Annotated in this window: 26 protein-coding genes, 1 tRNA gene, 1 other RNA gene and 1 pseudogene; 8 read left to right on the top strand and 21 right to left on the bottom strand. The window is 56.0% G+C overall.

Going from position 1 to position 22,397, the window contains the following annotated elements:
* Positions 1-31 precede the first annotated feature (31 nt).
* From ctaD to ssrA, 4 genes are all read right to left on the bottom strand, one after another.
* Positions 32-1,705 carry a cytochrome c oxidase subunit I gene (gene ctaD / locus QEV83_RS01655; RefSeq protein ID WP_280130942.1) on the bottom strand — a complete coding sequence of 558 codons (1,674 nt, stop codon included), beginning with the start codon at positions 1,703-1,705 and terminating at the stop codon, positions 32-34.
* Between the two features lie 49 nt (positions 1,706-1,754).
* A complete protein-coding gene (coxB, locus tag QEV83_RS01650; protein ID WP_280129560.1) occupies positions 1,755-2,705 on the bottom strand; it encodes a cytochrome c oxidase subunit II in 951 nt (316 codons plus the stop codon).
* A gap of 107 nt (positions 2,706-2,812) precedes the next feature.
* Positions 2,813-3,403 (bottom strand): ClpXP protease specificity-enhancing factor SspB, encoded by a 591-nt coding sequence (locus QEV83_RS01645; protein ID WP_280129559.1) that lies wholly within the window; start codon positions 3,401-3,403, stop codon positions 2,813-2,815.
* 184 nt (positions 3,404-3,587) lie between these two features.
* Positions 3,588-3,955: a transfer-messenger RNA gene (gene ssrA, locus QEV83_RS01640) on the bottom strand.
* 269 nt (positions 3,956-4,224) lie between these two features.
* On the opposite strand from ssrA, the gene QEV83_RS01635 reads away from it, so the two are divergent.
* From QEV83_RS01635 to QEV83_RS01625, 3 genes are all read left to right on the top strand, one after another.
* A complete protein-coding gene (locus tag QEV83_RS01635) occupies positions 4,225-4,716 on the top strand; it encodes a hypothetical protein (RefSeq protein ID WP_280129558.1) in 492 nt (163 codons plus the stop codon).
* Between the two features lie 92 nt (positions 4,717-4,808).
* The gene (locus tag QEV83_RS01630; protein WP_280129557.1) at positions 4,809-5,618 is read left to right on the top strand and encodes a thymidylate synthase; all 810 of its coding nucleotides are present in this window, start codon (positions 4,809-4,811) and stop codon (positions 5,616-5,618) included.
* An 86-nt stretch (positions 5,619-5,704) separates the two neighbouring features.
* Positions 5,705-5,780: transfer RNA gene (locus QEV83_RS01625), tRNA-Val, on the top strand.
* Positions 5,781-6,284: 504 nt separating this feature from the next.
* Here QEV83_RS01625 and QEV83_RS01620 read toward each other — a convergent pair.
* The 10 genes and pseudogenes from QEV83_RS01620 to QEV83_RS01575 all read right to left on the bottom strand — a co-directional run bounded on the left by QEV83_RS01620 (position 6,285) and on the right by QEV83_RS01575 (position 12,530).
* The gene (locus QEV83_RS01620) at positions 6,285-7,025 is read right to left on the bottom strand and encodes a DUF433 domain-containing protein (protein WP_280129556.1); all 741 of its coding nucleotides are present in this window, start codon (positions 7,023-7,025) and stop codon (positions 6,285-6,287) included.
* Positions 7,026-7,365: 340 nt separating this feature from the next.
* Positions 7,366-7,986, bottom strand: a complete 621-nt coding sequence (locus QEV83_RS01615) for a hypothetical protein (protein ID WP_280129555.1) — start codon at positions 7,984-7,986, stop codon at positions 7,366-7,368.
* 227 nt (positions 7,987-8,213) lie between these two features.
* Positions 8,214-9,005, bottom strand: a complete 792-nt coding sequence (gene amoC, locus QEV83_RS01610) for a bacterial ammonia monooxygenase, subunit AmoC (protein WP_280129554.1) — start codon at positions 9,003-9,005, stop codon at positions 8,214-8,216.
* A 568-nt stretch (positions 9,006-9,573) separates the two neighbouring features.
* Entirely contained in the window at positions 9,574-10,296 is a 723-nt protein-coding gene (locus QEV83_RS01605; RefSeq protein WP_280129553.1) for a LysR family transcriptional regulator substrate-binding protein, read from the bottom strand.
* A gap of 363 nt (positions 10,297-10,659) precedes the next feature.
* Positions 10,660-10,839, bottom strand: coding sequence for a hypothetical protein (locus tag QEV83_RS01600; protein ID WP_280129552.1), 180 nt, complete (start codon positions 10,837-10,839; stop codon positions 10,660-10,662).
* Positions 10,836-10,949 (bottom strand): annotated as a pseudogene (locus QEV83_RS01595) (transcriptional regulator); the annotation flags it as partial. The gene QEV83_RS01600 and the pseudogene QEV83_RS01595, both read right to left, overlap by 4 nt.
* A gap of 117 nt (positions 10,950-11,066) precedes the next feature.
* On the bottom strand, positions 11,067-11,207 hold the full coding sequence (locus QEV83_RS01590; RefSeq protein WP_280129551.1) for a hypothetical protein: 141 nt from the start codon (positions 11,205-11,207) through the stop codon (positions 11,067-11,069).
* A gap of 80 nt (positions 11,208-11,287) precedes the next feature.
* Positions 11,288-11,860 carry a terminase small subunit gene (locus tag QEV83_RS01585; protein ID WP_280129550.1) on the bottom strand — a complete coding sequence of 191 codons (573 nt, stop codon included), beginning with the start codon at positions 11,858-11,860 and terminating at the stop codon, positions 11,288-11,290.
* A 4-nt stretch (positions 11,861-11,864) separates the two neighbouring features.
* Complete coding sequence (locus QEV83_RS01580; protein WP_280129549.1) at positions 11,865-12,149, bottom strand: hypothetical protein; 285 nt, start codon at positions 12,147-12,149, stop codon at positions 11,865-11,867.
* Between the two features lie 114 nt (positions 12,150-12,263).
* Positions 12,264-12,530 (bottom strand): hypothetical protein, encoded by a 267-nt coding sequence (locus QEV83_RS01575; RefSeq protein WP_280129548.1) that lies wholly within the window; start codon positions 12,528-12,530, stop codon positions 12,264-12,266.
* Positions 12,531-12,802: 272 nt separating this feature from the next.
* Here QEV83_RS01575 and QEV83_RS01570 point away from each other — a divergent pair, with 272 nt between their 5' ends.
* On the top strand, positions 12,803-13,141 hold the full coding sequence (locus QEV83_RS01570) for a hypothetical protein (protein WP_280129547.1): 339 nt from the start codon (positions 12,803-12,805) through the stop codon (positions 13,139-13,141).
* Positions 13,142-14,284: 1,143 nt separating this feature from the next.
* On the opposite strand, the gene QEV83_RS01565 is transcribed toward QEV83_RS01570, so the two are convergent.
* Entirely contained in the window at positions 14,285-14,842 is a 558-nt protein-coding gene (locus QEV83_RS01565) for a phospholipase D-like domain-containing protein (protein ID WP_280129546.1), read from the bottom strand.
* A 57-nt stretch (positions 14,843-14,899) separates the two neighbouring features.
* Positions 14,900-15,043: a hypothetical protein gene (locus QEV83_RS01560; protein ID WP_280129545.1), complete on the bottom strand. Its 144-nt coding sequence runs from the start codon at positions 15,041-15,043 to the stop codon at positions 14,900-14,902.
* A 590-nt stretch (positions 15,044-15,633) separates the two neighbouring features.
* Between QEV83_RS01560 and QEV83_RS01555 the strand changes: the two genes are divergently transcribed.
* The gene (locus tag QEV83_RS01555; protein WP_280129544.1) at positions 15,634-15,987 is read left to right on the top strand and encodes a hypothetical protein; all 354 of its coding nucleotides are present in this window, start codon (positions 15,634-15,636) and stop codon (positions 15,985-15,987) included.
* A 158-nt stretch (positions 15,988-16,145) separates the two neighbouring features.
* Here QEV83_RS01555 and QEV83_RS01550 read toward each other — a convergent pair whose 3' ends face one another.
* Both QEV83_RS01550 and QEV83_RS01545 read right to left on the bottom strand, forming a co-directional pair.
* Positions 16,146-16,496, bottom strand: a complete 351-nt coding sequence (locus QEV83_RS01550; protein WP_280129543.1) for a GYD domain-containing protein — start codon at positions 16,494-16,496, stop codon at positions 16,146-16,148.
* An 83-nt stretch (positions 16,497-16,579) separates the two neighbouring features.
* The gene (locus tag QEV83_RS01545) at positions 16,580-16,729 is read right to left on the bottom strand and encodes a hypothetical protein (RefSeq protein WP_280129542.1); all 150 of its coding nucleotides are present in this window, start codon (positions 16,727-16,729) and stop codon (positions 16,580-16,582) included.
* A gap of 673 nt (positions 16,730-17,402) precedes the next feature.
* Here QEV83_RS01545 and QEV83_RS01540 point away from each other — a divergent pair.
* Positions 17,403-17,558: a hypothetical protein gene (locus QEV83_RS01540; RefSeq protein WP_280129541.1), complete on the top strand. Its 156-nt coding sequence runs from the start codon at positions 17,403-17,405 to the stop codon at positions 17,556-17,558.
* Between the two features lie 100 nt (positions 17,559-17,658).
* On the opposite strand, the gene QEV83_RS01535 is transcribed toward QEV83_RS01540, so the two are convergent.
* On the bottom strand, positions 17,659-18,339 hold the full coding sequence (locus tag QEV83_RS01535) for an SOS response-associated peptidase (RefSeq protein ID WP_280129540.1): 681 nt from the start codon (positions 18,337-18,339) through the stop codon (positions 17,659-17,661).
* 86 nt (positions 18,340-18,425) lie between these two features.
* Positions 18,426-18,659, bottom strand: a complete 234-nt coding sequence (locus QEV83_RS01530) for a helix-turn-helix transcriptional regulator (protein WP_280129539.1) — start codon at positions 18,657-18,659, stop codon at positions 18,426-18,428.
* 533 nt (positions 18,660-19,192) lie between these two features.
* Between QEV83_RS01530 and QEV83_RS01525 the strand changes: the two genes are divergently transcribed.
* Positions 19,193-19,429 (top strand): hypothetical protein, encoded by a 237-nt coding sequence (locus tag QEV83_RS01525; RefSeq protein ID WP_280129538.1) that lies wholly within the window; start codon positions 19,193-19,195, stop codon positions 19,427-19,429.
* 528 nt (positions 19,430-19,957) lie between these two features.
* The gene (locus QEV83_RS01520) at positions 19,958-20,650 is read left to right on the top strand and encodes a helix-turn-helix transcriptional regulator (protein WP_280129537.1); all 693 of its coding nucleotides are present in this window, start codon (positions 19,958-19,960) and stop codon (positions 20,648-20,650) included.
* 226 nt (positions 20,651-20,876) lie between these two features.
* Here QEV83_RS01520 and QEV83_RS01515 read toward each other — a convergent pair whose 3' ends face one another.
* The gene (locus QEV83_RS01515; RefSeq protein WP_280129044.1) at positions 20,877-22,139 is read right to left on the bottom strand and encodes an IS256 family transposase; all 1,263 of its coding nucleotides are present in this window, start codon (positions 22,137-22,139) and stop codon (positions 20,877-20,879) included.
* Positions 22,140-22,397 lie beyond the last annotated feature (258 nt).

Below are 22,397 nucleotides of genomic sequence, written 5' to 3'. Positions count from 1 at the left end.
ATCTTCTCAAGTCACAGGCACGCCGCGAACTTCAGTGGTCAGACCCGGTGATGACCGGAAGCGTCTCGAAGGTGTGGAAGGGGGGCGGAGACGACAAGGTCCATTCGAGCGTGGTCGCGCCCGGACCCCAGGGATTGTTGCCAGCCAGCCGCTTCTTGGTGAAAGCGTCATAAAGCAGGTAGAGAAACAAAAGGGCGCCGATGCCGGAGAGATAGGCACCGTAGGACGAAACCCTGTTCCACAGCGAGAAGGCGTCCGGATAATCGATATAGCGGCGCGGCATCCCCGCGAGGCCAAGGAAGTGCTGCGGGAAAAAGGTGATATTGACGCTGATGAAGATGACCCAGAAATGTGCCGCGGCGATTTTTTCATTGTACATGTAGCCGGTCATCTTGGGGAACCAGTAATAGAACCCAGCGAAGATCGCGAATACGGCGCCAAGCGACAGCACGTAATGGAAGTGTGCGACGACATAATAGGTTTCATGGAAGGCGCGGTCGACGCCGGCGTTGGCGAGAACGACACCCGTGACGCCACCAACAGTGAACAGAAAAATGAACCCCACCGCCCACAACATCGGAGGCCGGAAAGAAATCGAGCCGCCCCACATGGTCGCGATCCATGAAAACACTTTGATGCCCGTCGGCACCGCGATCACCATTGTGGCGAAGACAAAATATCGCTGCGTATCGAGCGACATGCCGACCGTGTACATATGATGCGCCCAAACCACCAATCCGACGAAACCGATCGCCACCATGGCGTAGGCCATGCCGAGATAGCCGAAGATGGGCTTACGGGAGAACGTCGAAATGATCTGGCTGATGATGCCGAAGCCGGGGAGAATGAGGATGTAAACTTCCGGGTGACCGAAAAACCAGAATAAATGCTGGAATAACAGCGGATCGCCGCCGCCAGAAGGATCGAAAAAGGTCGTGCCGAAATTGCGATCGGTCAGAAGCATGGTGATCGCGCCAGCAAGCACCGGCAGGGTGAGCACGAGCAGGAAAGCCGTCACCAGAATCGACCAAGCGAACAGCGGCATTTTGTGCAGGGTCATGCCGGGAGCGCGCATGTTGAAGATGGTGGTGATGAAATTGATCGCCCCGAGAATCGAGGAAGCGCCAGCAAGGTGGATGGAAAGAATGATGAAATCCATCGCCGGGCCGGGATGCCCCGTGTTCGCCGAAAGGGGCGGATAAAGAACCCAGCCGCCGCCAAATCCCTTCATCCCGGGCGCACCTTCGACGAACATCGAAATCACCGCCAGAGCAAATGACGACACCAGCAGCCAGAACGACATGTTGTTCATGCGTGGGAAGGCCATGTCCGGCGCGCCGATCATGATGGGAACGAACCAATTGCCGAAGCCGCCTATCAACGCGGGCATGACCACGAAAAAGATCATGATCAGTCCATGCGCGGTGATGGTGACATTGTAGAGGTTCTTCGCCGCGTCGATCGCCGTTTCAGGTGTCGCTCCATTCACGATTTGGGCGAGATGATTGAAGATTTGGATGCCGGGCTCCTGAAGCTCCATCCGCATCAAAATCGACAAACCGCCGCCGAAAAAGCCGGCGGCAATGGCGAAAAGGATATAGAGCGTGCCGATATCCTTGTGGTTGGTCGCGAAAAGGTATCGCCGCCACCCGGTTGGATGGTCATGCGCCGCATGCTCGTCATGCTGTTCCGCCGTGCGTTCCACTATGGTCGCAGACAAGGGCATCTCCTCGAACTTTATGTATGCAGCTAAATTATTGTCCGCTGGCGCCGGGAGCGCCATTGGCAGCAAAATGGACCGGACGGCTCTCTATCGAGGCGAATTTCTTGCTCGCTTCGACAAGCCAAGCCGCATATTTTTCCTCGCTCACGACCCGCACCGCAATCGGCATGTCGGAATGGTCCTTGCCGCAAATCTTGGAGCATTGGCCGTAGTAAATTCCCTCACGCTCGGCTTTGAACCAAGTATCGTTCAGCCGGCCAGGAACCGCGTCGATGCGGATGCCAAACGAAGGAACCGTAAATGAATGGATCACATCCGCCGCGGTCACCTGAAGGTGGACGACCTTCCCCACGGGAACCACTGCCTCGTTGTCGACGGAGAGTTGGCGAATATCACCGGGCTTGAGGTCGGCCGCCTGGATCATCTCGGAATCGAATTCGAAACCACCGCCTTGATCCTTGGGATAGCTATACGTCCAATACCATTGTTTACCAGTCACCTTAACCGTGACGTCCGCCGGCGGCATGGTCAACTGATGAGTGAGAAGCCGGAATGAAGGAATGGCGATCACGACAAGAATCATCACCGGGGCCACGGTCCAAGCGACTTCGAGGCCTGAATGATGGGTCGTTTGCGCGGGCTCAGGATTGGCTTTTTCATTGAAATTGACAATCACATAGATCAGCAATGCCAAAACGAACACGCAGATCGAAATGATGATCGGCAGCAAGATCCAATTGTGGAAAAATTCAATTTCATGGGCGATCGGCGTGGCGGCTTCCTGGAAACCGATCTGGCCGGGTTCTGGGATCCCATCCGCGAGGGCCGCACCCGCAAACAGTGCCGAAAGACCGAATAACCCTGGAAGCGTCAGGCTCCCGGCAAGGACGCGGATGCCTTGGATCGCGCCGCGTGCCAGGGCAGATCTGGCAAATTCGTAAAAGCGGCTTTCAAGCCGCGGCCGGATTGGCGCGCCTTTCATTTTCTTCCTTTTGCGTCGGTGAGCCCGAGGATTCAAAACCACAAACCCCCGGGAGACGCAACAAGCTGCGTTGCGGCATAAACGCGCGATATTATGCTTATTCTCCGCTAATTTTTTTTGCGAAAGGCATCGATCGAAACAACCTTAGGCCCGTTTTGGGCGGAATCGTTCCGATGCGGGCCCGCATCGTCCACGGATGCCCCCTCGACACTTGGGCTTGGGCTGTCGGGTTGCCGCGCCGGGTCAGCTTCCAGTAGCAATGGAGTGCTTTCCTCACCGCTCGCCGGTACTGCGTGCAGCCGCGCCGGTCCGGGGTTCCCCGATTCAAGGTTCGCCGCCTCGTCCTCGACGGCGAATTTCGCCTCGAACCCGACCGAAGGGTCGAAAAAACGGGTCACCGCTTCGATGGGAATCAGCAGCATTTCCGGCATGTTCCGGAAGGAAAGCCCCACTTCAAACGAGTCGTCGCCGACGGTCAAATCCCAAAACTGATGCTGCAGAATGATCGTCATTTCGTCCGGGTAGAGTTCGCGCATCCGCGACGAAAGCCGCACGCCCTTCGCATGGGTGCGGAAGCTAATGTAAAAATGATGATCTCCGGGCAGGCCGTCCCGCGCGGCTCCGTAAAGCACTTGCCGGATGACGCCGCGCAATGCGTCCTGCACGAGGAGATCATAACGGAGAAGGTCAACCGGCATGCAATCCGCCCTGCTTGGCCAATCTTGAAACGAAACCTATTCAAATGTCAGATGCGGAACATGCGGTCTTCGGGGCAAACTGCCGCTACGGACATTGAGCGCCCGTTTTCTTACATACTCACTTCAAAAAATCTGCATTTTCTTGGATTGATTTCCAGTTCCCTGGGCGGGATTTCCAGCAATAAGTGGAGGCTTCTGTTGCCAGGTGCCTCCGAACCCCGCCTTAAAGTGCTACCCTTAAGGACTTAATTTCGGTACCATTACCGCATTACGCAGCAAGAGCCACCGGAGCATAGTTGTCGTTGGCAACTATAAGATCGGCCCGATGACGGCGGAACCATGCCGGGCAAAAGATCATCCTTTACACTCCCCGTCGAACCTATTTCGCCCCCGCCAAAACCTGCGCCACGCATCGTTGGACGCACCGCAGGCTTTGGTGGAGGCGCCGGGTACCGCCCCCGGGTCCGAAGAGCTTATTTCGACGCCGTTTATCGCCATAGCCGCACTAGGCGGCTTTTTGAATATAACATGACCGCGCTTTTTTTAAAGGGGAACACGACGCGTGAAACAAACCCAACGCACACATCAGCACAAGGCGCAAAGCGGCGGCTAGGGCGCGTGAGACAGTCCAGCTGCAATATTCCTTTAGTTGCCACTTGGCTGGATCCGGCGAGCGCGGTAAGCATTTTATCTTAGACCTGCGACTCTATCCCCTGCCAAAGTCAAAATAACTGCGAATGCCGGCTCTGGTCGCGGTCCTGTCAACAGGCATTGATAATCGATAAACGCGTGCGAACGGGCACCGGCACAGGAGGAAACCAATGGCGGGCAAAACGGATTTCACGGCCGAGGAATGGAAGACTCTTCTGGAAAGCGTGATGATGGCAGCGCTCGCCGTGACCGCCGCCGATCCCAGCGGGCTTTGGGGAACCCTTAAGGAAAGCATGGCCACCGCGAAAGCGGTGATTGGCGCGAAACACGATGCCAGCGCTACGGAACTCATCAGGGCTCTCGCTGGAGAATTCGAGACGGGCGAGGGACGCGCCGCCGCCCGCGATGGTCTGCGGACCCAGCTATCTGGAAAAACGCCCGCCGAGATTGTGTCGAAATCCTTGGAAATCCTGAAGCAGGCGGCGGCCCTCGTCAGCGCGAAATCGCCCGCGGATGCCGCATCCTTCAAGGGCTGGCTCCAGCATATCAGCCAATCCGTCGCCGAGGCTGCCTCGGAAGGAGGCTTTTTGGGATTTGGCGGCGTCCAGGTCAGCGATGCGGAAAAAGCGACCCTTACCCAGATCGCAGCAAGCCTGGCCTAACGGTCCGATCCGGTTACCCGGCGCGGGCCGTAGCCCTTGCACGAAGCAAGTCTGATTTCCCGCCGCCGTGGAAAGGCACTACAACTTCGCGCATGCAAAACTATCTCGAACTTCTCGCCAAAATCCTGCACGACGGCGAGGGCAAAGCCGACCGCACCGGGACCGGAACGCGCTCGATTTTCGGCTATCAGATGCGGTTTGACTTGGCCCGAGGTTTTCCGCTCGTCACGACCAAGAAGCTGCATTGGAAATCCATCGTCCATGAGCTTTTGTGGTTTTTGCGCGGGGACACCAACATCGCTTATCTGAAAACCCAAGGTGTCGGCATTTGGGACGAGTGGGCCGATAAAAGCGGCGATCTTGGGCCTGTCTACGGCAAGCAATGGCGGGCCTGGCAGGCCCCGGACGGCCGGGTTATCGATCAGATTTCCGATGTCGTGGAGGAGATTAAGCGAAATCCATTTTCCCGCCGTCTGATTGTCTCCGCCTGGAACCCCGCGGATCTGCCAGCGATGGCGCTCGCACCTTGCCATTGCTTGTTTCAATTTTACGTCAGCGAGGGCGCCACCGGCGCAAAACGTCTCTCATGCCAGCTCTACCAGCGGTCGGCGGACGTGTTTTTGGGCGTGCCTTTCAACATCGCAAGCTATGCCTTGCTAACGGCGCTGATCGCCCATGTGACCGGCCTCGAGACGGGCGATTTCGTGCATTGTTTCGGCGATGCGCATCTCTATCACAATCATCTCGAACAGGCTCGCTTGCAACTCACCCGGACGCCGCGGCCATTGCCCCAGCTGAAGCTCAATCCAAAGATTGCGTCGCTTTTCGATTTTCGTTTTGAGGATATCACTCTCGACGGCTATGATCCGCACCCCCCCATAGCGGCTCCGATCGCGATATGATTTCGGCTGGCTTGGCGCCGCAGCGGTATGGCGTTGACGCTCGAAACCCAGTGTGCGACCAGTTTCCCCAGTCAGGCATAGATCGCGGGCGGTTAGCTCAGTTGGTAGAGCATCTCGTTTACACCGAGAGGGTCGGCGGTTCGAGCCCGTCACCGCCCACCAATGCAAACATATGAAATATCATGGATTTTAGAAGAGAGGGCAGGGCCGAACCGGAGTGAGCGACTGACCGGGGAAGCGCAGGGGAAGCAGAAATCGGGAATTCGGGGAGCGATCAGTCGCGGTATGGCCGTAACTTTGAACCAGCATTGATTGGCAAGTCGAAACGTCCACGGTCAGCTAGTTCGACCTGTGCTGCCATCTTTGAAACGAGGCGGATAAGCCGAGCCGCCGTTTCGGCCACCGCATAATTTTTCCAGCTGCTGGACAAAAAGAAGAACACGATCTTGCTCCGATCCATTACCGCGCGCTCATGTGGCCGGGTGCGAATCCTAAGATCTTTTGTCAGGACCGCCCATCCACCCTCCTTATCAAGAACGCTGATCCACACTTCATCGGACGTAGTCTTCTCAAATCGATCACGGAGAGGAACGATCGTGTGTTCGTCGAAAATTGATTGGAGCGCTCGAGCAAGCTTTGGGCTAAGATTATGATCTAAAAGAAGCTTCACGCCGCGAGTTTCTGTTCAAACTCAAGGGCGTCCCGGACCGCCAAAAGACTCACCTCGTATAATCGAGCAACGTTTTCAATTGAACCTTCCACCCTTACGGCCGACGCAAGCGTCTCAGTCGGCACTCCCGCTTCGCGGATAACAGGCCGTCCAAACGATCGGGCTGGATCGATTACAATAGAGGCTCGCCCATTACCGAACGGGAACCAGCGAGCAAGTTCATCGGCGTCGAACTCCAGATCCTGGAGGCTAGGTGCAACAATGGACCTGAAGACCGATTGCTTGCGGCGAAGATCAATTAGTTCGCCCTCATGCACACCCCGCATGATATCTAAGAAAATGGTCTTGCCATCGGTTCTGAACTTTTGCGTAGAGAATGGGCGCTCGTCATTAACCTCTTCCACGGCCCTAATGAAGCAATCCCGTATTGTGGGCAGGGACAAGCCTAAATCTCGAAATGTTTTAACGAACCTAAGCTCAATCAAATCTCGAAAGCTAATCTCTTGTACGGCGCCGTCATCGTTCGCGTAGTCCGAACGCCAGAGTGGCGCGGAATGGCGCTTTTCACCACTTACCTCATAGTCATACCCATTCAGCCACCGCGAGATTGTCTGCCCTGAGACACTTCGTCTTGTAATACCTTGGCCGCGACTGAAATTGATGAGCCGTAAAGCTTCAGCTGAGCTATAAACGCCGCGGCCGAGCGCATCAATTTCATGAGTTTTCCGATTCAGCATGGATCAAAAATATAGCAGACTGCTCGAATGAGCTAGGCCAATCGCATTTATCGCGCCCGGCGCGTCACTGCATCCAGCTGCGCTTGCGCGGGGCTAGATCGCTTCGAGACCGGCTACATGCCGCAATAGATTGTTCGGCGCGGGTCGCAACACGTCAACGCCAGCCTTTCCAGTTAGCCATGCGTCATGATTGCTATGGTCGAGTACAACCGGCTTGACCGCTCAAAAAGGTGCCGCTCTCGCCCGCCACAACGAGATGAAGGTTCACATAATCGGAGCTGCGACTCTTTTTCGTGAAAATCATCCAGCTCAGCCGCAACGCCTACCATGCCAGAGTTCTTCACGCCGGTTTTTTCTGGGAATGGGGCTTCTGCGTCCGGCCGTAGTACCACAGGCCGTAAACAGTGCCGAACAAGCCCGCGATCATCATCCCATAGAGCGCCAAGCTTTTGCCAAGTGGCTGGCCCACTGCAAACGGGAACTGGGAGACATAGGTCTGGCCGTGTATGTTTTTCACTGACACGATGCCGATGAATTTCCCGTTGTCGGGAAAAGTGTGCACGAAGTTTAGCGTGCCTGACGGGTATTTCTTCGCTGGGACATAGGCGATGGTGACAGGATCGAGGACTTCGGGGCTCGCCAGCTCCGCATCTGTCAGAACCGGCAGCCCATTTGTCCGCCTATGGGTTCCTAAATCCTTGATGATGCGGATTTCCATGAGCATGTCGCGGAGCTCAGTATCTTGCATGTCCAGCACGACGACCGTTTGCCCGGCGGTTGGAATATCGTCGCAAAACTCTTCTCGGGTACTCTGCGGCTGGTACCCGGTGAAGAACATGAGGTCGGGGCCGATCCGCAAAACGCATCTATTGTCTACCATGCCCACTCCGCCGTGGCCATACCCGGACGAGGAGAACAGTACTGTGGCGAGCAGCCACGCGGTTAATCCTCGTGTGATCATGATGTATACGACCTTCCTTAAATGATTTCCCCCGTTGGTTCTTCTGCTCCAACGGGGGCGCTCCCCGGACATAAATTCCAAATTGCCCGCGCCGGATTAGCGGAGCGGATTTCAGTTGAGCTTACTCCAACAGCAAAGTGCAGTGCTCCTTAGAAGCACGACTCCAAAGCTTTAACCCTGGCGGAGCCGAATGAGAGGCCGAGAGATTGGCTCCGCCAGCGCTTAGTTTATTCCGCCGGTTCGACACCGAGCAGGTCTTCGTAGCCTTTGCAGAGTTCGCCAACACGGCCAAGGATCTGCAGGGCAACGCCGAACACCGCGAGCGAGAACCAGCCAAAGAACACAAACATCCAGTGCAGCGGAGCAACAAACAGTTCCTCCATGAACCAGAAGGTGTGACCCCATTCATTGAGCCCGACGTTCGGGAAGATCATGAACGGGCCGACGAACAGCAGAACGTAAGCAACCGACCAGCCCTTGAGCGCGAAGGTCGGGAGCCGGGTCCGCGCATACATGAAACCGCCCACGCCGACGACGATATACATCGGATAGCTCATATAGAACTCGATGATATGGCTCGGGGTGAAGTCGGTGTCACGGATGACGGTCATATGCCAGGTGCCATCCTGCTCGGTGAAGTAGCTGGCGCCCCAGTAAATCGCGACACCATAGACGAGAATCCAGCACAATAGATTGAAGATACGGCGCATTTCCTCACGCGGCTGGACACTTGCGATGTCCCTGTCGCGGGTCTTCCACATCCAGCCCACGAGGGCGAGGAAGGAGATCAATTCGACCGGTTCCTCGATGTAGAGGATGGTCATCCAGTAGGTGGTGAACTCGGGCGCGAAGGAATCGAGCCCGGCGTACCAGCCAAAAACTTGTTCATAGATACGCACGCCGACATAGAAAACACAGATCGCGAGCGTGCCGATAATGACAGGTCTCCCATCGAGAAGCGGCGCCTCGGCGACGGCCGCAGCCTCGCCGGTGCGCGCAGTTCCAGTTACTAAGCTCATGTCCCTAACCTCATTTTCACAGTTGCCGCTCACCTAAGATTAAGCAAAGCCACTTTGGTTCATGCTCTCCAAGTTTGCGGAGTTCGGGGACGCTACGCGCGGCAGGAGGACAGGTGAAATCGTTTGTTGTAATCCCTCCTATCTAAAATATTTATTGTCATGCGGACGCGATCTGTTGCTCCTCTCTGCAAGAGGGCAAGAATCGGCTTTATCGAGCCTTCGGACAAATTGCCGGCTCACGTAATTGTGAGTTCAACGCGCCGCTCCGTCACGAAAGAGAGCGCACAACAAATCTCCTCGAACGTCAGGTTCACGCCGCGTCGACAATTTCACACCACGTCTGCAAGGGCGAGGCCTGAACTTTTCATCTGGCTAGTACTGATATCTGCGCCAGAGCTTCCCCGCTTGCGAATCGCGCATCGAGGGCGCGCTTGAACACCGCCGCGACGCGGGCACTTTCGATTAAGACCAAATCATTGTCTTGGCGCTTAAGGCCAAACGCGGATAAATTCGCGGCACCGGCGCGTATCTCGATGCCCGCGGCGTTTTGCCCCCGGAACGGAGGCGCTTAAACCATCCAGCAATAGCTTTCAGCGAACTCAATGAATTCCTGGAGGTCGTTCTCTCGTTCGCGTGAGCACAATAGGCCGCACATTCTTGAGAAGTCCATATCAGCCACCTGCACCTGTTTCACGGCTGGCGTCGCGAGGTGGGCCGGAATAAAGGATAAGCCTACACCGGCCGCGATGAGAGCCAGTGTCCTGTCGATTTGGGCGGTTTTATACACAACTCGAATCTTGATGCCGCGAGTAACAAGCGAATGGCTCGCATCTAGGAACTTATCGCGGCCTGTTCTGACGATGAAGGGCTCCCCTTCTAGGTCAGCAGGCGTCACGCTTTCCCGCTGCGCGAAGCGGTGAGCTATGGGAACGGCCAACACATAGGGTTCTTTGAAGAGAACCCGGCTCGCAAATTTCGAGGCGCTTTCATCAAGGATCGTGAGCACCGCGTCGAGCTGCTGTTCAGTGAGCATCTCAACCAATTGCTCGCTGAGCGCATCGCACACCTCGATCGCTACATGAGAGTGCGTGTCTCGGAAAGAGCCCAGCAGCTTGGAAACCTGTCGGCTCGAGAGCGACTGCAGCACGCCAAATCTCAAAAGCTTCGGCGTGGCAATTGTCTTGAGTTCGGCTTTCACCGCATTGCAGTTTTGCAAAATCTCCCTGCCCGCTTCGAGCAGCCGTGCTCCGGCGGCGGTTGGCACCACCGGGGACCGGCGCCGGTCGAGCAATTTGACGTCGAAATACGCTTCAAGCTTCGCGATGCTAGCCGAGATAGCGGGCTGCGAAACGGTCGCGCGTTGCGCGCCCTTTGTGAAGCTGCCAGTCTCCGCGACTGCGATGAAGTGCCTGATCTGAGTGAGCTCCATGCGCGGACAATATTGATTTATTTGCCTGATAAGCAACATCTATAGGCTTTCGCATGATCAATATTTATTGAGGTGGCCCTGCCGGAACCTGGGCGGAGATCCGCTTCTCAAACAACGGCGGCGAGTCCTACAAGCACTTGCCGCGCCGCTTCGCGCGTCCAGGCGCGGAGGGCAGGGCCGCATTACCCGGAGGATTACCGACTATCGCCATGCACCCCCGGCAGCTTACGTTAGGATATATGCGGCCATGTCGATCTCGCGCTTTGCGGTATCGATAAGCGCCACATCGATATGTTCGAGGTTCTCACCCGGCGCGTAATGAAGGACCGGCGCTGCATCGGCGGAGAAAGAAATGAACGAAGCGACGAAGGCGCCCGCTGCTAACAAGAGCCGGGTTACCTTCATTTCCGCTTGCCCTTCGCCTTCTTGAACCTCACGCCGGGGCCTCCGCCATTCTCCGCGATGAACTCGACACCGGCCTTTTCGAGAGCGGCGCGCACTTTCTCGATTGTGGCTTGGCTTTCTTAACGATCACATCATCGATTTCAATGCGACGGATTGTTCGACGGCCACATCGCATAGCTTCGTCGCATCTGTAGAACACTCGATAGCCAATGTGACGTGTCACGCCCTCACCCTTCCGACCACAGTGCGGTCGCACCGAATTTAAGGAAAGCCTCGACGACGGCATCCCGATTGTGCCGACTCGCAGCATCGAGCCAGCTGGTGGCGACAAGGCGATCGACGGCAGCCGGCGTCATTTCGAAGCGCACGAACACAGCACCGCGGCTCAGGCGTTCGCGATGACACCTCATCCTCCTAGCGCTAGGAGACAGCGTCTCAGGACAGGCAGTCATGGATCAGTTTTTGGCGGCAATGACACTGGCGCCTGTTCGCCCGGCGGCTCAAAACTGGCCATGACAAGCTGCTCGAGAGTGAATCCGCCGCTCAATTCGAGCTTTGTCTTGAGGCCGAGATGTTTGCCAAGTTCAGCAAGAGCCGCGCGTTTGTCGTGAAACTTGATGGCGATGCCATCCTTGGTCTTGCGCACCTCGGAGATCGCTGCCGCCGTGTCGTCATCGATGTCCGTGCTCGAGAGCAACCCGACGTGATGGGCGACATAAACCTCGGCGCCGTCTTCACCAGGGAGAGCGACGCTTTCGCCCCATTTCACGGCCTTACGGATGTCGGCAAAGCCGATCTTCGCTAATTCATTGACAATTCGCTCAACCGTGACGCCGGCCTTTTCGGCGGCTTGGCTCAGGATTTCCTCAATTCGCTTCACAATTGCTTCATTTAGCTTCAGCCGAGTTCCATTTCCGGGATTTGGCACATATCCCGCCGCTCTGTACGCAGCATCGGCCGTTGACCCCTTGGCGAGTTCCTGTGCGTAGAGCTCCCATTTGGGGTTGCTGAGGACGGGCATCGGTTCAGGCTTTCCTGCCGGGGCGATTACCGCCGACCCGGTCCGAGCGGGAGGTCTTGATTGCCGCAAGCGCTTCAACCGTGGCACAATATTGCACTTGAGCCGTCAACGCGATCTGCATAGTTGCGTGTCCCTCGGGCAGATTCTCGTTTATGCGGGCGATGGCGCGTTCTGACAGTCCGGCGAAGATGGCGTCGAGGACAATTGCGTGGCCCGCCAGCCGCCTATGCAGCCTAGAGTGGTCGCCAGCGACTATCTTACCGGCTGATGCCGCGATGCGCTCATTCATGGTAGCTGCCGCCTTCGACCCCGGTGAGTGCAGGTCCAACTTGGATGCATTCCTTGGGCACCGGGGTTGTCCTCGCTACGCGGCTCAAGGGTAGGTTTCTCAGGCTCAGACGAGTTACCGGCGCTTCGAATGTTCAAGAAGAACGCGCATGGTTTCGGCATCACCGGCAAGCGCTCGCTCAATTGCTTTATTCACAATTGCCGGCATCGCATGTGCTAATAACCGCTCGACACTCTTCGGCCTGCCGTTCGGGTTGCCTGAAACCCCTGTCTTAAAGAGGTGGTCGGATTTTGGCGGCGCGTTCATAATAGCCTTGATCTTGCATAGAACAGAATGAATCGTGCACCAAAACAGCGCCTTCGTCACCACCGTCATGTTCACGATGAATCACCCAGAGTCCTTTTGCACAATTAATTAGCGCCAAGCGTAAGGCGACCGATTGGCTTGTCGGCACCGGTGTGATCAGAAAATCGCGGTCGCAATTGTGCGCTCATGAAACTTTCGATATGCTAACCCGCATTAATGCCTAAGCGGACAAACGCAACGCCTCAGAACGTAATTCGATGAGACGGAAATGCACCAGCCGCGAAATCGCTTAAGGAACACGCGTTTCTTGAGACGTAGACGAAATTCTGGCTCGATTGGAGGCGCCGATGTCCAGTAAGATGAAAACAACATTGGTCATCGTCTTGGCGCCCCTGGCCTCAAGCGCATGGGCGGTAGACCAAGGCAATGCGTGCATGGTCGCCGCGCTAATTGATTACAACCAAGCCAACCTGGCCTTGCTGACAAAGTCGGACCTGCCGAAGACCGTGGAGGCGACAATCGCGCAACGGCGGCTTCAAGAACAGTATTGCCTTCGGTTCGCACAATGTCAGCTTGCGAGCCTGCCGCCACAGCAAACTACAATGGCTTTGGATGGAGCCTTTTCGGACTGCTTACGCGACGAGGCCATGGAAAAATACCAACTGGCTCCCTCTACAGGCAACTAAGCACGACCTCAAGGGGTTCAACCAAGCTCAGGTCATCGTCCCCGGCCCGACACATTGACCCGTTTAGAGACCGCCCACATGCGCAGAAGGTCATTCGTCGCCCATGTACACTCCTCACCCGTGGCAAAAACGGCATCAAGGCTCGTCTGCAATGGCCAGCAGCATACGCTCAATCTAAGCCGGGGAAAAAACAGTTTGGGAATGAAACGCGCGGTTCGCAGGGCGGGAGGCAGCTGTTCTCAACGTGGTCGGCCGGAGGAATGCGACGGAAATTCCTTACTGGCGCTCGGTGGGACTCGTGGCAATGACAAGGTAGACGAGCAGGGCGGTTGCTACTGTTACGCTGAGGATAAAACCGAATATCATGGAAAAAACCTCTCGAATTGTGTCGCTGTTGACTAAAAATGTGGGTATTGGACCCGTCTCTTTTTAGATGTCGGAGGGATGGAATTAGAGACATCGCGCGGGACCAAACAGTGAGACACTGCGGGCGCTTTGGGAGGAGGTGACGGCGCCCGCAGGCATTGTCAAAATTGTTAAGTGCTTAACTGTTGCTATCTATTGCTGACACATCTTTTGACAGCGGCGCGCAAACGCACATGGTCGATCATCAAATTACCTTGATCCACGTCAATGGCGTCTTCTGCTTCCTAAGTAACTGGCATGCCATGCTAAGGGACAGAGGCTATGATCAGGAAGGAAAAACACATTAAAGTCCGCCACGAAGTGCTGGAACAGCTGACGAAGTGTTAAGCTTACGGAAGACGCGCGAAGGACTCTCACGTGCGTCTTCGACGAGGGCACCAAAAAATCACGTTGATAAGGGTGATGCATCTCGGTGACGCCGCGCGAGCGCTGAGCGTAACACCATCGTCGACAAGCATCATTGCGGCGTCTTCGAGTTGAGAGCCTTGACGCCATAATCAGAGGCACGCCTGCGCCAGCGTTCGGCCCTTCCGGCGCACAGTGCGTCGGCGGCGGCGAGCCGCACACCGCACCTATATTCCTCCAGCGGATGCATTTGCCGTCAGGGCCTCGATAACCAGGGCCGCCTCTGCAGCCACAGCCCGAGCAGGCAAGAGCCGCAGTCGGCTGAGAAGCATCAAAACCACGCTCAGCCTTATCATTCCATCCTCGGCGCAACTATTTCATGCCAAGCGTCAAGACCTCACCGCTGGCAAATTGATTCTCAAAATTGTGCTTGAACGCCCCCGCTGCCCCAGAGCTCTCGATCACGATCAAATCATTGTCCTGGCGCTTGAGGCCGGACGCGGAAAAGTTCGCGGCGCCGGTGCGTAGCAATCGCCCGTCGATTTGGTAACTTTTTAGGTGCATCGGCGCGCCGTGCTCTCGCTTGGTGCGCATCTCGACGGTTGGAGTCTCGGCGAGGTCATGGAAGGGCTTTGAGGGCTCGCGCTCAGCGAGCTGCGTGCCATCGAGGTAGATGCGCACCCTAACGCCGCGATCGGCCGCCCGCGTGAGTGCTTGGATAATCGGCCAGTCAGTCAGGACGTATGCGGCCATGTCGATCTCGCGCGTTGCGGTATCGATAAGCGCCACGTCGATATGTTCGAGGTTCTCTGCCGGAGCGTAGTGAATTACCTGCGCGGGATCGGCCTGACATGGTCGCGTGAGCAAGAAGGGCAAGAGGAGTGCAGTTAGGAGAACCCGTATCAAGATCATCTTCACTTCGAGTTTCATCGACGCCACTTCTTCGGGCGGCTTCCGCTCTTCCCTGGGGCGAGCGCTATGGCCGTGCTATCGTTGCGGCAATGATAGGCCGTAATGCGCGAGATAGTAGAACGCGCCCCCTAGGACGGCGACGATGGCGAAAATCTTGATGAGGTCGAAGCGGCTTGTCATCGGTACAACTCCAATCTTCGTGATGCGGATTCCGTACATGGCGACTTCCTTTGTCCTTTCTCGATATACGCGAGCATAGGAAGCCGCAAGAGTTACAACTTCCCCAAAAGCCACCACGTTACGAGAAAAACGCAGGCACTGACCCCAATGGCGAGCAACACAGCGAGCACTGCACTGATCATCCCAACTTCCTAAGCTTTACGCTCGGCCGCTGCTAGATATCTCAACTATGAGGGATATCGGATTCGCCTTCATTCTTTCCTGCCGCCTCACCATCTCCGGACGATGACCCATCTCCAATTTGGCGGCTTATTTCTTCGACGAGGGCGGTGCGATCTCGTTTGGCACCGCGGGCGCAAAGGCAATGGCGACGGCAAAGCCAATCATGCAAATGAAGAACGGGGATATTAAAGCAGCGGTTAATAGTCGTTCATCCATCCTTTCCACCTCAGTTATTCGAAATCTCACGCCACTTGAGACTAGAGACTAAGATGCTCACGGCGCCGTGAGGCTCTTTCTTTTGACCATCACGCAACGGTTGCCGCCCTCCCGGCCGATGAAGCCAGGCGCGCTGCTGGATGGGTGCGAGGAAACACCTAAGCCGCGCTCGAAGCGGGAATTGTCCTTCAATGAGTGTTTTCGTCGAGCACATGCGATGGGTGACGCGCATCGCCGCGCCGATTTTGTTGGCGGACGTAGGTGATCACCGCTTCGGGGTGTTCGGTCTTGACCTTAAGAGCGGCAATGAGCGCGTCTTCGGCATCCACAGCGATGTGGTCAGTCTTCCCGTTCAGTTTAAGTCCAACAGTGAATTGCACCTGTCCGCCTTCTCTGCCAAGAGTTTGGGCCAGACGTTCATCGATGTCCAGCCCGGTGAAAGGGCTCAATTCAATTTTGCTTTTTTCATCCTCACGCCCGCACCGCTACCATTCTCGGGGATGAATTCGACGCCTGCGGATTCTAGGGCGTGCTGCATGGCTTGAATTGTTTCAGGCGCCGCGACTCTCCAGGATCGTTCGAAGCTAGCCACGGTCGAAACTGCAACCCCTTGCCGCGTCTGCAAGCCTTGACTGTGTCCAATCAAGTAGCCCTCGGGCGGCTCGGCACTGCGCAGGGGTCATTTCCACTTGCCTCTCACTTTTCAAGCCATTTCGTCATCGCCCAGCCCTGGCGGTTTGAATGATTTGCTGAGCGCCCCGGCTGATTTAAACGCCTTCTTGGCATCCTTGCTTGTCATCGCGACCATCGTTCTGAGGTGAGAAATTCCGCCAGACGCGGCCCCCGCGATCAGTGCGGAAGCCATGACCTCTTCGCTTGGCGCTTCGCTGATTGAGAGGAAATCGTATTCGCCAAATGTGAAATAGAGATCGAGCAGCTTGGCTCCTGCCTTTTCCATCAGATCCGCGACGGCCTTCTCACGGTTCTCGGGGTTAGCCATCATGCCCTTGATCGCATCGGGCGTGTATCGGCCCTGGGTGATATAGATTGCCATGGGTTGCTTCCTTTTCGATCCATTCTTTTTGCGGATCGCCCAAGCCTAACTAATCGCCTTTCTTCAGTTTGGTAGCGGCGTGCTTATTTTGATGCGCCGCGTCTGATCCGTTTACGGCGGGCTTTGAGCTTCGCCACTTTATTTTCGGCGACGGCTTTTCTCATTGTGTTCATGGCGGCTTCGGGGCTGGGCGCCGTGGGCGTTGGTACGGTGAAAATTTTCTCTTCGAGCACGTCGATTTGCCTTGAGATTTCCTCAACGCTCTTTGCCCTCTGTTTGAGTCTCACGCCTGGCCGCGGTGCGGAGAGCATTGGCGCGGCTGGAAAGGTCAACGCATGATCGGGCTGCTTAAAATCCACGCGCTTGTCCGGCTAACTGTATGACTCTGGGCCTTGGAGCGCGGCGCCAAAGGGAAGTAATCTCATGGTTCTGGAATCTTGGGCCTGGCGCATCGTTTTAATTTGCATCGCCTGCGTAATAAGCATCCTCAGCGGTCTCTCGCTGGTGATGCGCTTTTTCGGCGACCACTGAAATGCGTACGAGCCGGTGGAGTGGTCCGCGGCTTTTGAGTGGATGCAAAAACCCCTGGCCAGAGAAGGGGGGCTATTCGGACCAGGGGCCTACTCATAAATAAGTGCTGACGCTTGAAAGCAGAACACGGGAACGGTCAGCACACTTAGAACTTAGTCACATGCTGATATAAATCATGATCCGTTTGGGTATTGATCATAAACGTCACGGCCCCACCAATTCGAGCAATTGTGCTGGCATGAGCCGGGCAGTTGGGTGGGTGGCAAATAGGATCGCGGTCACGACGATGCTGCCCCGCTGATGGAACTTACTGGTCGGAGCTACTTACCCTCAGACGGGAGAGGGGTGGCGTGCGGGCGTAATAAGGATATGGAAATGAAATTCAAGCCGACTGTTAATCAGCTTTGTACCATTGCGGACATGACAGTGGCACATATGACTCCGGAATTCATTGCATGGCGGGAACAGCTGCTGGCAGCATCCCTTGCAGATAATGCCATTGTTACGGCTAGGCCAGCGCCGGTCGAATAAGCCAGGGATTTGGAAGTAAACGCTACCCGTAGGCACATGCGGGGGGTTGCTCAGGATGGGCTGAGATTCCGGGCGCAGGCGCAAAAGTGATACCAAGCAATTATCCCACAATGCTGGCCTCGATTGATTCAATCAAGCTGGGGTCATCGTCGCCCTGACCGGACTTATTGACACGTGTCGAGACCGGCCACATGCGTAAGAGATGGTTCGGCGCGGATCGCAACACGTCAACGCCAGCCTTTCCGGTCAGCCATGCATCATGATCATCACTGCCGAGAAAGACCGGCATTCGTTCATGAATGCAGCGCGCGAAATCGTTGGCGGCGGTGATGATCAAAGTGGCGCTCGAAATTGTCTCGCTGGTTGCTGGGTCTTTCCATTGATCCCAGAGGCCAGCAATCGAGAGCACCGCGCCATCCGCCGCGCATATGAAATGAGGCTGCTTGGCTTTCTCGACCGTACGCCACTCATAATAGCCGGTCACCGGAACGATGCAGCGCGTGCGTTTAAAAGCCGAACGGAACATTGGCTTTTCGGAAATCGTTTCAGCCCGCGCGTTAAATGTCGATGGCACCTCCTTGATGGTCTTTTTCCACCATCCAGGAATGAGACCCCAGCGCATCGGAACAAGCTCGGGGCCGGTCTCTGCCAATCTCAAAACATCGATTGTCGTGGTTGGGGCGATATTGTAGCGAGGCCGTAGATTGGTGGCGGGTTGAGTAAGCCGGTAAAGCTCGACCAACTCGTGCCATGTGTAGGATTGGGTGAAGCGTCCGCACATGGCGCAAGCTTATCAAATTATTGGAAATCGGTGAGAAGCTGCGCCTTTGGGGCAAACGGAGGATTGGTGGTCGGATCACCACACTCTCACTTTTCCTGTGCCTGCCCTGGTGCAAGCCGGACACCTCGCCCATCCGAGTCGAATTCGATTCCGGCTTTTTCGAGAGCGGTTTGGATTGCGCGCAGCGTCGATCCCTTGGCGTCCGTGCCATGTTCAATGTTATTCATTGCCGTTGTCGAGATACCAGCCTCCGCTGCAAGTTGCGCCTGGGTCAACCGGGCCATCGCTCGCCCTGCGCGAATTTGGTCAATCGTGATCATAATGCCAATTCACAATCTGATGATTAAATATCAAGCATACTTGACATATATTCATGAACATAATTCAATAGTGTTTGATAATAAATCATATTCGATGGCAAAACAAAATGGCAGACCCACAACGGCGATATCGCAAAATGGCATCGGCGGCAGAGCGAGAATTGATACTCAAGATAGACGCGGCTCTTGCGGCCGAAGGCAAGGGACGGAAATTATGGTATTGGCCAGCCAGTCCTCAGGGCCGATTGGAAGCATCCGCGGTAATTGACGAGACGGGCGGTCTTGTACGGCCCGTAGCACTCGCTTCCTTGGCGGATGAATTAGGCTGCAATCGCAGCAACGGAGAGGCCATCGCTCCGTGACAGCTGTGGCATCCTTCGCCGCGGTCACAAACTAGGTCTAGCTCAATGTAATTAGCGGGGGCGTGTAAAAAGCGTTGCTTTGTGAGCTATTTTTGATAATTTCACGAAATAGTGAACTAATGTCATTTGTTGAAGCAGCTGGGGAGTCATCTAGACTTCGGAGGTGTTGTTTTGACCGCGTTAACGCTCTTCGCCCATTTCGCCTATCGTGTTATCCCCCCGCGCAAGAGCATATCCGATCATTGCGTCGCGCTAGTCGCCGGAGGCGCGATTCTTGGGTTTGATGGCTACGTGCATATCGATCTCGACCGCTCTCACACGGTACTTTCACCAGACGAAGCGAGGCGAGTAGCCATCGAACTCAAAAAAATCGCCGACGCCATCGATCCCAGGTCACCGGGTGGATAAGCCACATGAAAAAAAGCCATCGGCCGAAGGGGTCCATGACCGGGACACCTGAGCAGGCACTCTCTGCGAGGGCTGCGTGGTTGGGCGCGATGGCCGCCCTTGAGGCGTACAGGCTCGAAGTGAATAGGCTTTGGCTCGAATATTTGGCACTCGCGGACCCCGGGAAAGCGAGGAGAATCCATAGTATCCTAAAGCATGCCCAGCACGGGGCAGCCAAGACAGCCGACGAACTGTCCCCGGCCGCAGTATCCCTTGATCAATCGATACCGCAAGTGCCACGGCATTCACCTTAAGTGGGGGTCGCGAGCCGAGCTGGCAAAAACACAAAAAATTTTACAATTTTCCCAAATGGGTTATGCTGAATACGAATACCCATTATAATTCATCAAACACACGTTTCAAAAAATTTGCATCTGAGACGTCACTGCCAAGCCAGGTAGTGACGTCTTTGGCGTCTGGAGCGGTGAGTGCAGGACAACTGTCCCTTTTGACTTTCGTCGGTCATCGAAGTGTATTTTAGGACCCCAAATGACTATTTTGGACGAGAATTCGGAAGTCAGCCACCTTCGTGCCGAAGAAGAGCGCATTCTCGCCTCCTTCACCCGGCGACTGATGGAGATCGCGGCGATCCCGGGAGCGCTCGGAACCGGCTCGTCCCCGACCGCCGCGCTCAATGCAATGCGTCTGCCCGCGATCGCTCTCGACCGGCACGGATGTGTCGCCGACGCGAACGCTGCGGCCGAAGTTGTTTTCGACGATAATATCCGGATCAAGGACCGGCGGCTGTTCGTTCGTGATCCGGACTCGCGTTCCCTTCTCAAGGAAGCCATCGATCAGTTGACCAATCCGCAAAGACTTGATCCTCCGGCGTTGGAGCCAGTCATCGTTCCTCGCGTGGACAAATTACCGGTCATCGTACGGATTTGGCCGTTCGAGGGGGCAGTGCATACACCGGCGCAGGCAGTGCGCGCGCTCTTGACGTTGAACGCCTTGGGTCCGAGGCCGGGGCCATCCGCGGCGATCATTGCCAAGACGTTCCGCCTCACGCCCGCGGAAGCCAAGCTAGCCTGTATCATTGCGCGCGGCGCCCCTCCCGATACTGCTGCCCGAGAGTTGAAGATTACGCGCGAGACGGCGCGCAATCAGTTGAAATCCGTGTTCGCCAAGACCGATACGCACCGGCAAAGCGAACTCGTCGCGCTGCTGTTGCAAGTCCAGTAACGGCTGACGCCGGACGCAAAAACCGTTCGTCGATTTGGGTTGGTCTCCCATCTCACGAAACCGCCACAGGTCCGGGACATTCACGTTGAAGATGTCCGGCGGTTCTGACGCAGGGGGCGATACCAGCGAGCTTGAACAGCTTTGAGGGCCAAAGCCAGCCGCTTCTCCGCGCTCAACTTTCTACACGTGCATTGGAGCTATGATTGAATTTTGGTGACGAGCGAGGTCAGGCGGCAGTTTGAACTTGTTCTTTTGCAACCTCGATTCCGTCAGTGAACTTTACTCCGAGAACGACCTTTGGCAATTGACTTTTTCCATCGAGGCGACGCCAATGTTTCTCCGCCGCTTGAGCAAGCTTGAAGACCATGGCGATAGCTGTTTTGTTCGATAGGCACCCCTTGGAGCGTATCGTTCGGTGGCGCACGGTCGCGAATGTGCTCTCGATGGGGTTCGACGTGCGCAGATGCTTCCAGTGCTCTGCTGGGAAGTCGTAGAAGGCGAGCAAAGTTTCGCGATCTTTGGTCAGGCATTCGACCGCCTTCTCATATTTGATGGCGTAGATTTCGACGAACGCGTCGAAGGCGACGAGAGCATCCTTCTTGGTCTCGGCCATCCAGATCTCCTCCAATGCGCGCTTGGCCTTTGCCTGTTGGCTCTTTGGCAACTTGTTCAAAACATTGGCGGTCTTGTGCACCCAACAGCGTTGACCGCGGGTCTTTGGCCAAACCTCCTCGAGTGCTTTCCAGAACCCGAGTGCGCCGTCGGCAACCGCGAGCTCGGGACCGATCGTAAGCCCCCGTCGTCTCAGATCGAGGAGCATTTCCTTCCAGGATTGCGTACTCTCGCGGACACCGTCGGCGAGAGCGACGAATTCCTTTTTGCCTTCCGGCGTCGCACCGACAATGACCAATAGGCACTGAGCGTCATCTTCTAGCCGAGCTTGAACGTAGATCCCGTCAACCCAAAAGTAGACATAGCGCTTGGCAGTAAGGTCACGCTTCGACCAGCGCACGTGCTCGTCGACCCAAGCGTCCTTAAGCCTTGCGACGGTTGATGCCGAAAGGCCGCCGGCATCCTTGCCAAGCAACGCGGCCAGCGCCTCCTCGAAATCGCCCGTGGATATGCCCTTCAGGTAGAGGATCGGGATCAACACCTCGAGGCTCTTCGATCGGCGCGCATAGGGCGGCAGAATCGCCGACGAAAAGCGGATGCGCGCCTCGCCCTGGCCGACACGATCGCGAACCCGGGGCGCGCGCACGCCGACCGGACCGATACCGGTCATGATCTCGCGCTCGGGCAAATGCCCATGGCGAACCAGCCTTTGCTGACCTTCCTCAGTCAAAAAGCGGGAATGCCGGTCAAGGAAATCGGAAACCTCGGCCTCGATGGCATCGGCCAAAAGCTTCCGCGCCCCGCAGCGCAAAACTTCAGTAAGTGGATCCTCAAATGCACCTGGCTCGGCGAATTTAACGATATTATTCTGGGTCACGGCGTATCTTCCTTTAATGGAAAGTGGAGCTTCGAACACCCCACGATACGCCGCCTCACCTCATTACGCTGTCACCAACTTTCGGCCATAGCTCCGTGCATTGTCCCTATCGGCTGTCACGGTGGCAGGCTCTTTTCCCAGCTCGTCTCAGCGTGGGCCGCTTATCGCCCGCAAAGCCCATGGCCATATCGACCAAGAATTTCTGCCATTGGTTGAACTCTGCCATGACCAATTAATGCATCGGCAGGCTTGGCCTAT

It is taken from the genome of Methylocapsa sp. D3K7 (genome assembly GCF_029855125.1).
In the GTDB taxonomy this organism is placed as follows: Bacteria; Pseudomonadota; Alphaproteobacteria; order Rhizobiales; family Beijerinckiaceae; genus Methylocapsa.
Note: the sequence above shows the minus strand (reverse complement) of the source record. Positions and strands in the feature narration are given on the sequence as shown.

Bases quoted from the DNA above. Each gene is read 5' to 3' on its own strand.
- QEV83_RS01565 (WP_280129546.1), bottom strand. From the start codon at position 14,842: ATGAAACTCGAAGTGAAGATGATCTTGATACGGGTTCTCCTAACTGCA.
- QEV83_RS01600 (WP_280129552.1), bottom strand. From the start codon at position 10,839: ATGAAGGTAACCCGGCTCTTGTTAGCAGCGGGCGCCTTCGTCGCTTCG.
- QEV83_RS01580 (WP_280129549.1), bottom strand. From the start codon at position 12,149: ATGAATGAGCGCATCGCGGCATCAGCCGGTAAGATAGTCGCTGGCGAC.
- QEV83_RS01535 (WP_280129540.1), bottom strand. From the start codon at position 18,339: ATGTGCGGACGCTTCACCCAATCCTACACATGGCACGAGTTGGTCGAG.
- QEV83_RS01620 (WP_280129556.1), bottom strand. From the start codon at position 7,025: ATGCTGAATCGGAAAACTCATGAAATTGATGCGCTCGGCCGCGGCGTT.
- QEV83_RS01585 (WP_280129550.1), bottom strand. From the start codon at position 11,860: ATGCCCGTCCTCAGCAACCCCAAATGGGAGCTCTACGCACAGGAACTC.
- QEV83_RS01570 (WP_280129547.1), top strand. From the start codon at position 12,803: ATGTCCAGTAAGATGAAAACAACATTGGTCATCGTCTTGGCGCCCCTG.
- QEV83_RS01530 (WP_280129539.1), bottom strand. From the start codon at position 18,659: ATGATCACGATTGACCAAATTCGCGCAGGGCGAGCGATGGCCCGGTTG.
- QEV83_RS01635 (WP_280129558.1), top strand. From the start codon at position 4,225: ATGGCGGGCAAAACGGATTTCACGGCCGAGGAATGGAAGACTCTTCTG.
- QEV83_RS01645 (WP_280129559.1), bottom strand. From the start codon at position 3,403: ATGCCGGTTGACCTTCTCCGTTATGATCTCCTCGTGCAGGACGCATTG.
- QEV83_RS01615 (WP_280129555.1), bottom strand. From the start codon at position 7,986: ATGATCACACGAGGATTAACCGCGTGGCTGCTCGCCACAGTACTGTTC.
- QEV83_RS01630 (WP_280129557.1), top strand. From the start codon at position 4,809: ATGCAAAACTATCTCGAACTTCTCGCCAAAATCCTGCACGACGGCGAG.
- coxB (WP_280129560.1), bottom strand. From the start codon at position 2,705: ATGAAAGGCGCGCCAATCCGGCCGCGGCTTGAAAGCCGCTTTTACGAA.
- QEV83_RS01555 (WP_280129544.1), top strand. From the start codon at position 15,634: ATGAGTGTTTTCGTCGAGCACATGCGATGGGTGACGCGCATCGCCGCG.
- amoC (WP_280129554.1), bottom strand. From the start codon at position 9,005: ATGAGCTTAGTAACTGGAACTGCGCGCACCGGCGAGGCTGCGGCCGTC.
- QEV83_RS01550 (WP_280129543.1), bottom strand. From the start codon at position 16,496: ATGGCAATCTATATCACCCAGGGCCGATACACGCCCGATGCGATCAAG.
- QEV83_RS01520 (WP_280129537.1), top strand. From the start codon at position 19,958: ATGACTATTTTGGACGAGAATTCGGAAGTCAGCCACCTTCGTGCCGAA.
- QEV83_RS01560 (WP_280129545.1), bottom strand. From the start codon at position 15,043: ATGTACGGAATCCGCATCACGAAGATTGGAGTTGTACCGATGACAAGC.
- QEV83_RS01540 (WP_280129541.1), top strand. From the start codon at position 17,403: ATGAAATTCAAGCCGACTGTTAATCAGCTTTGTACCATTGCGGACATG.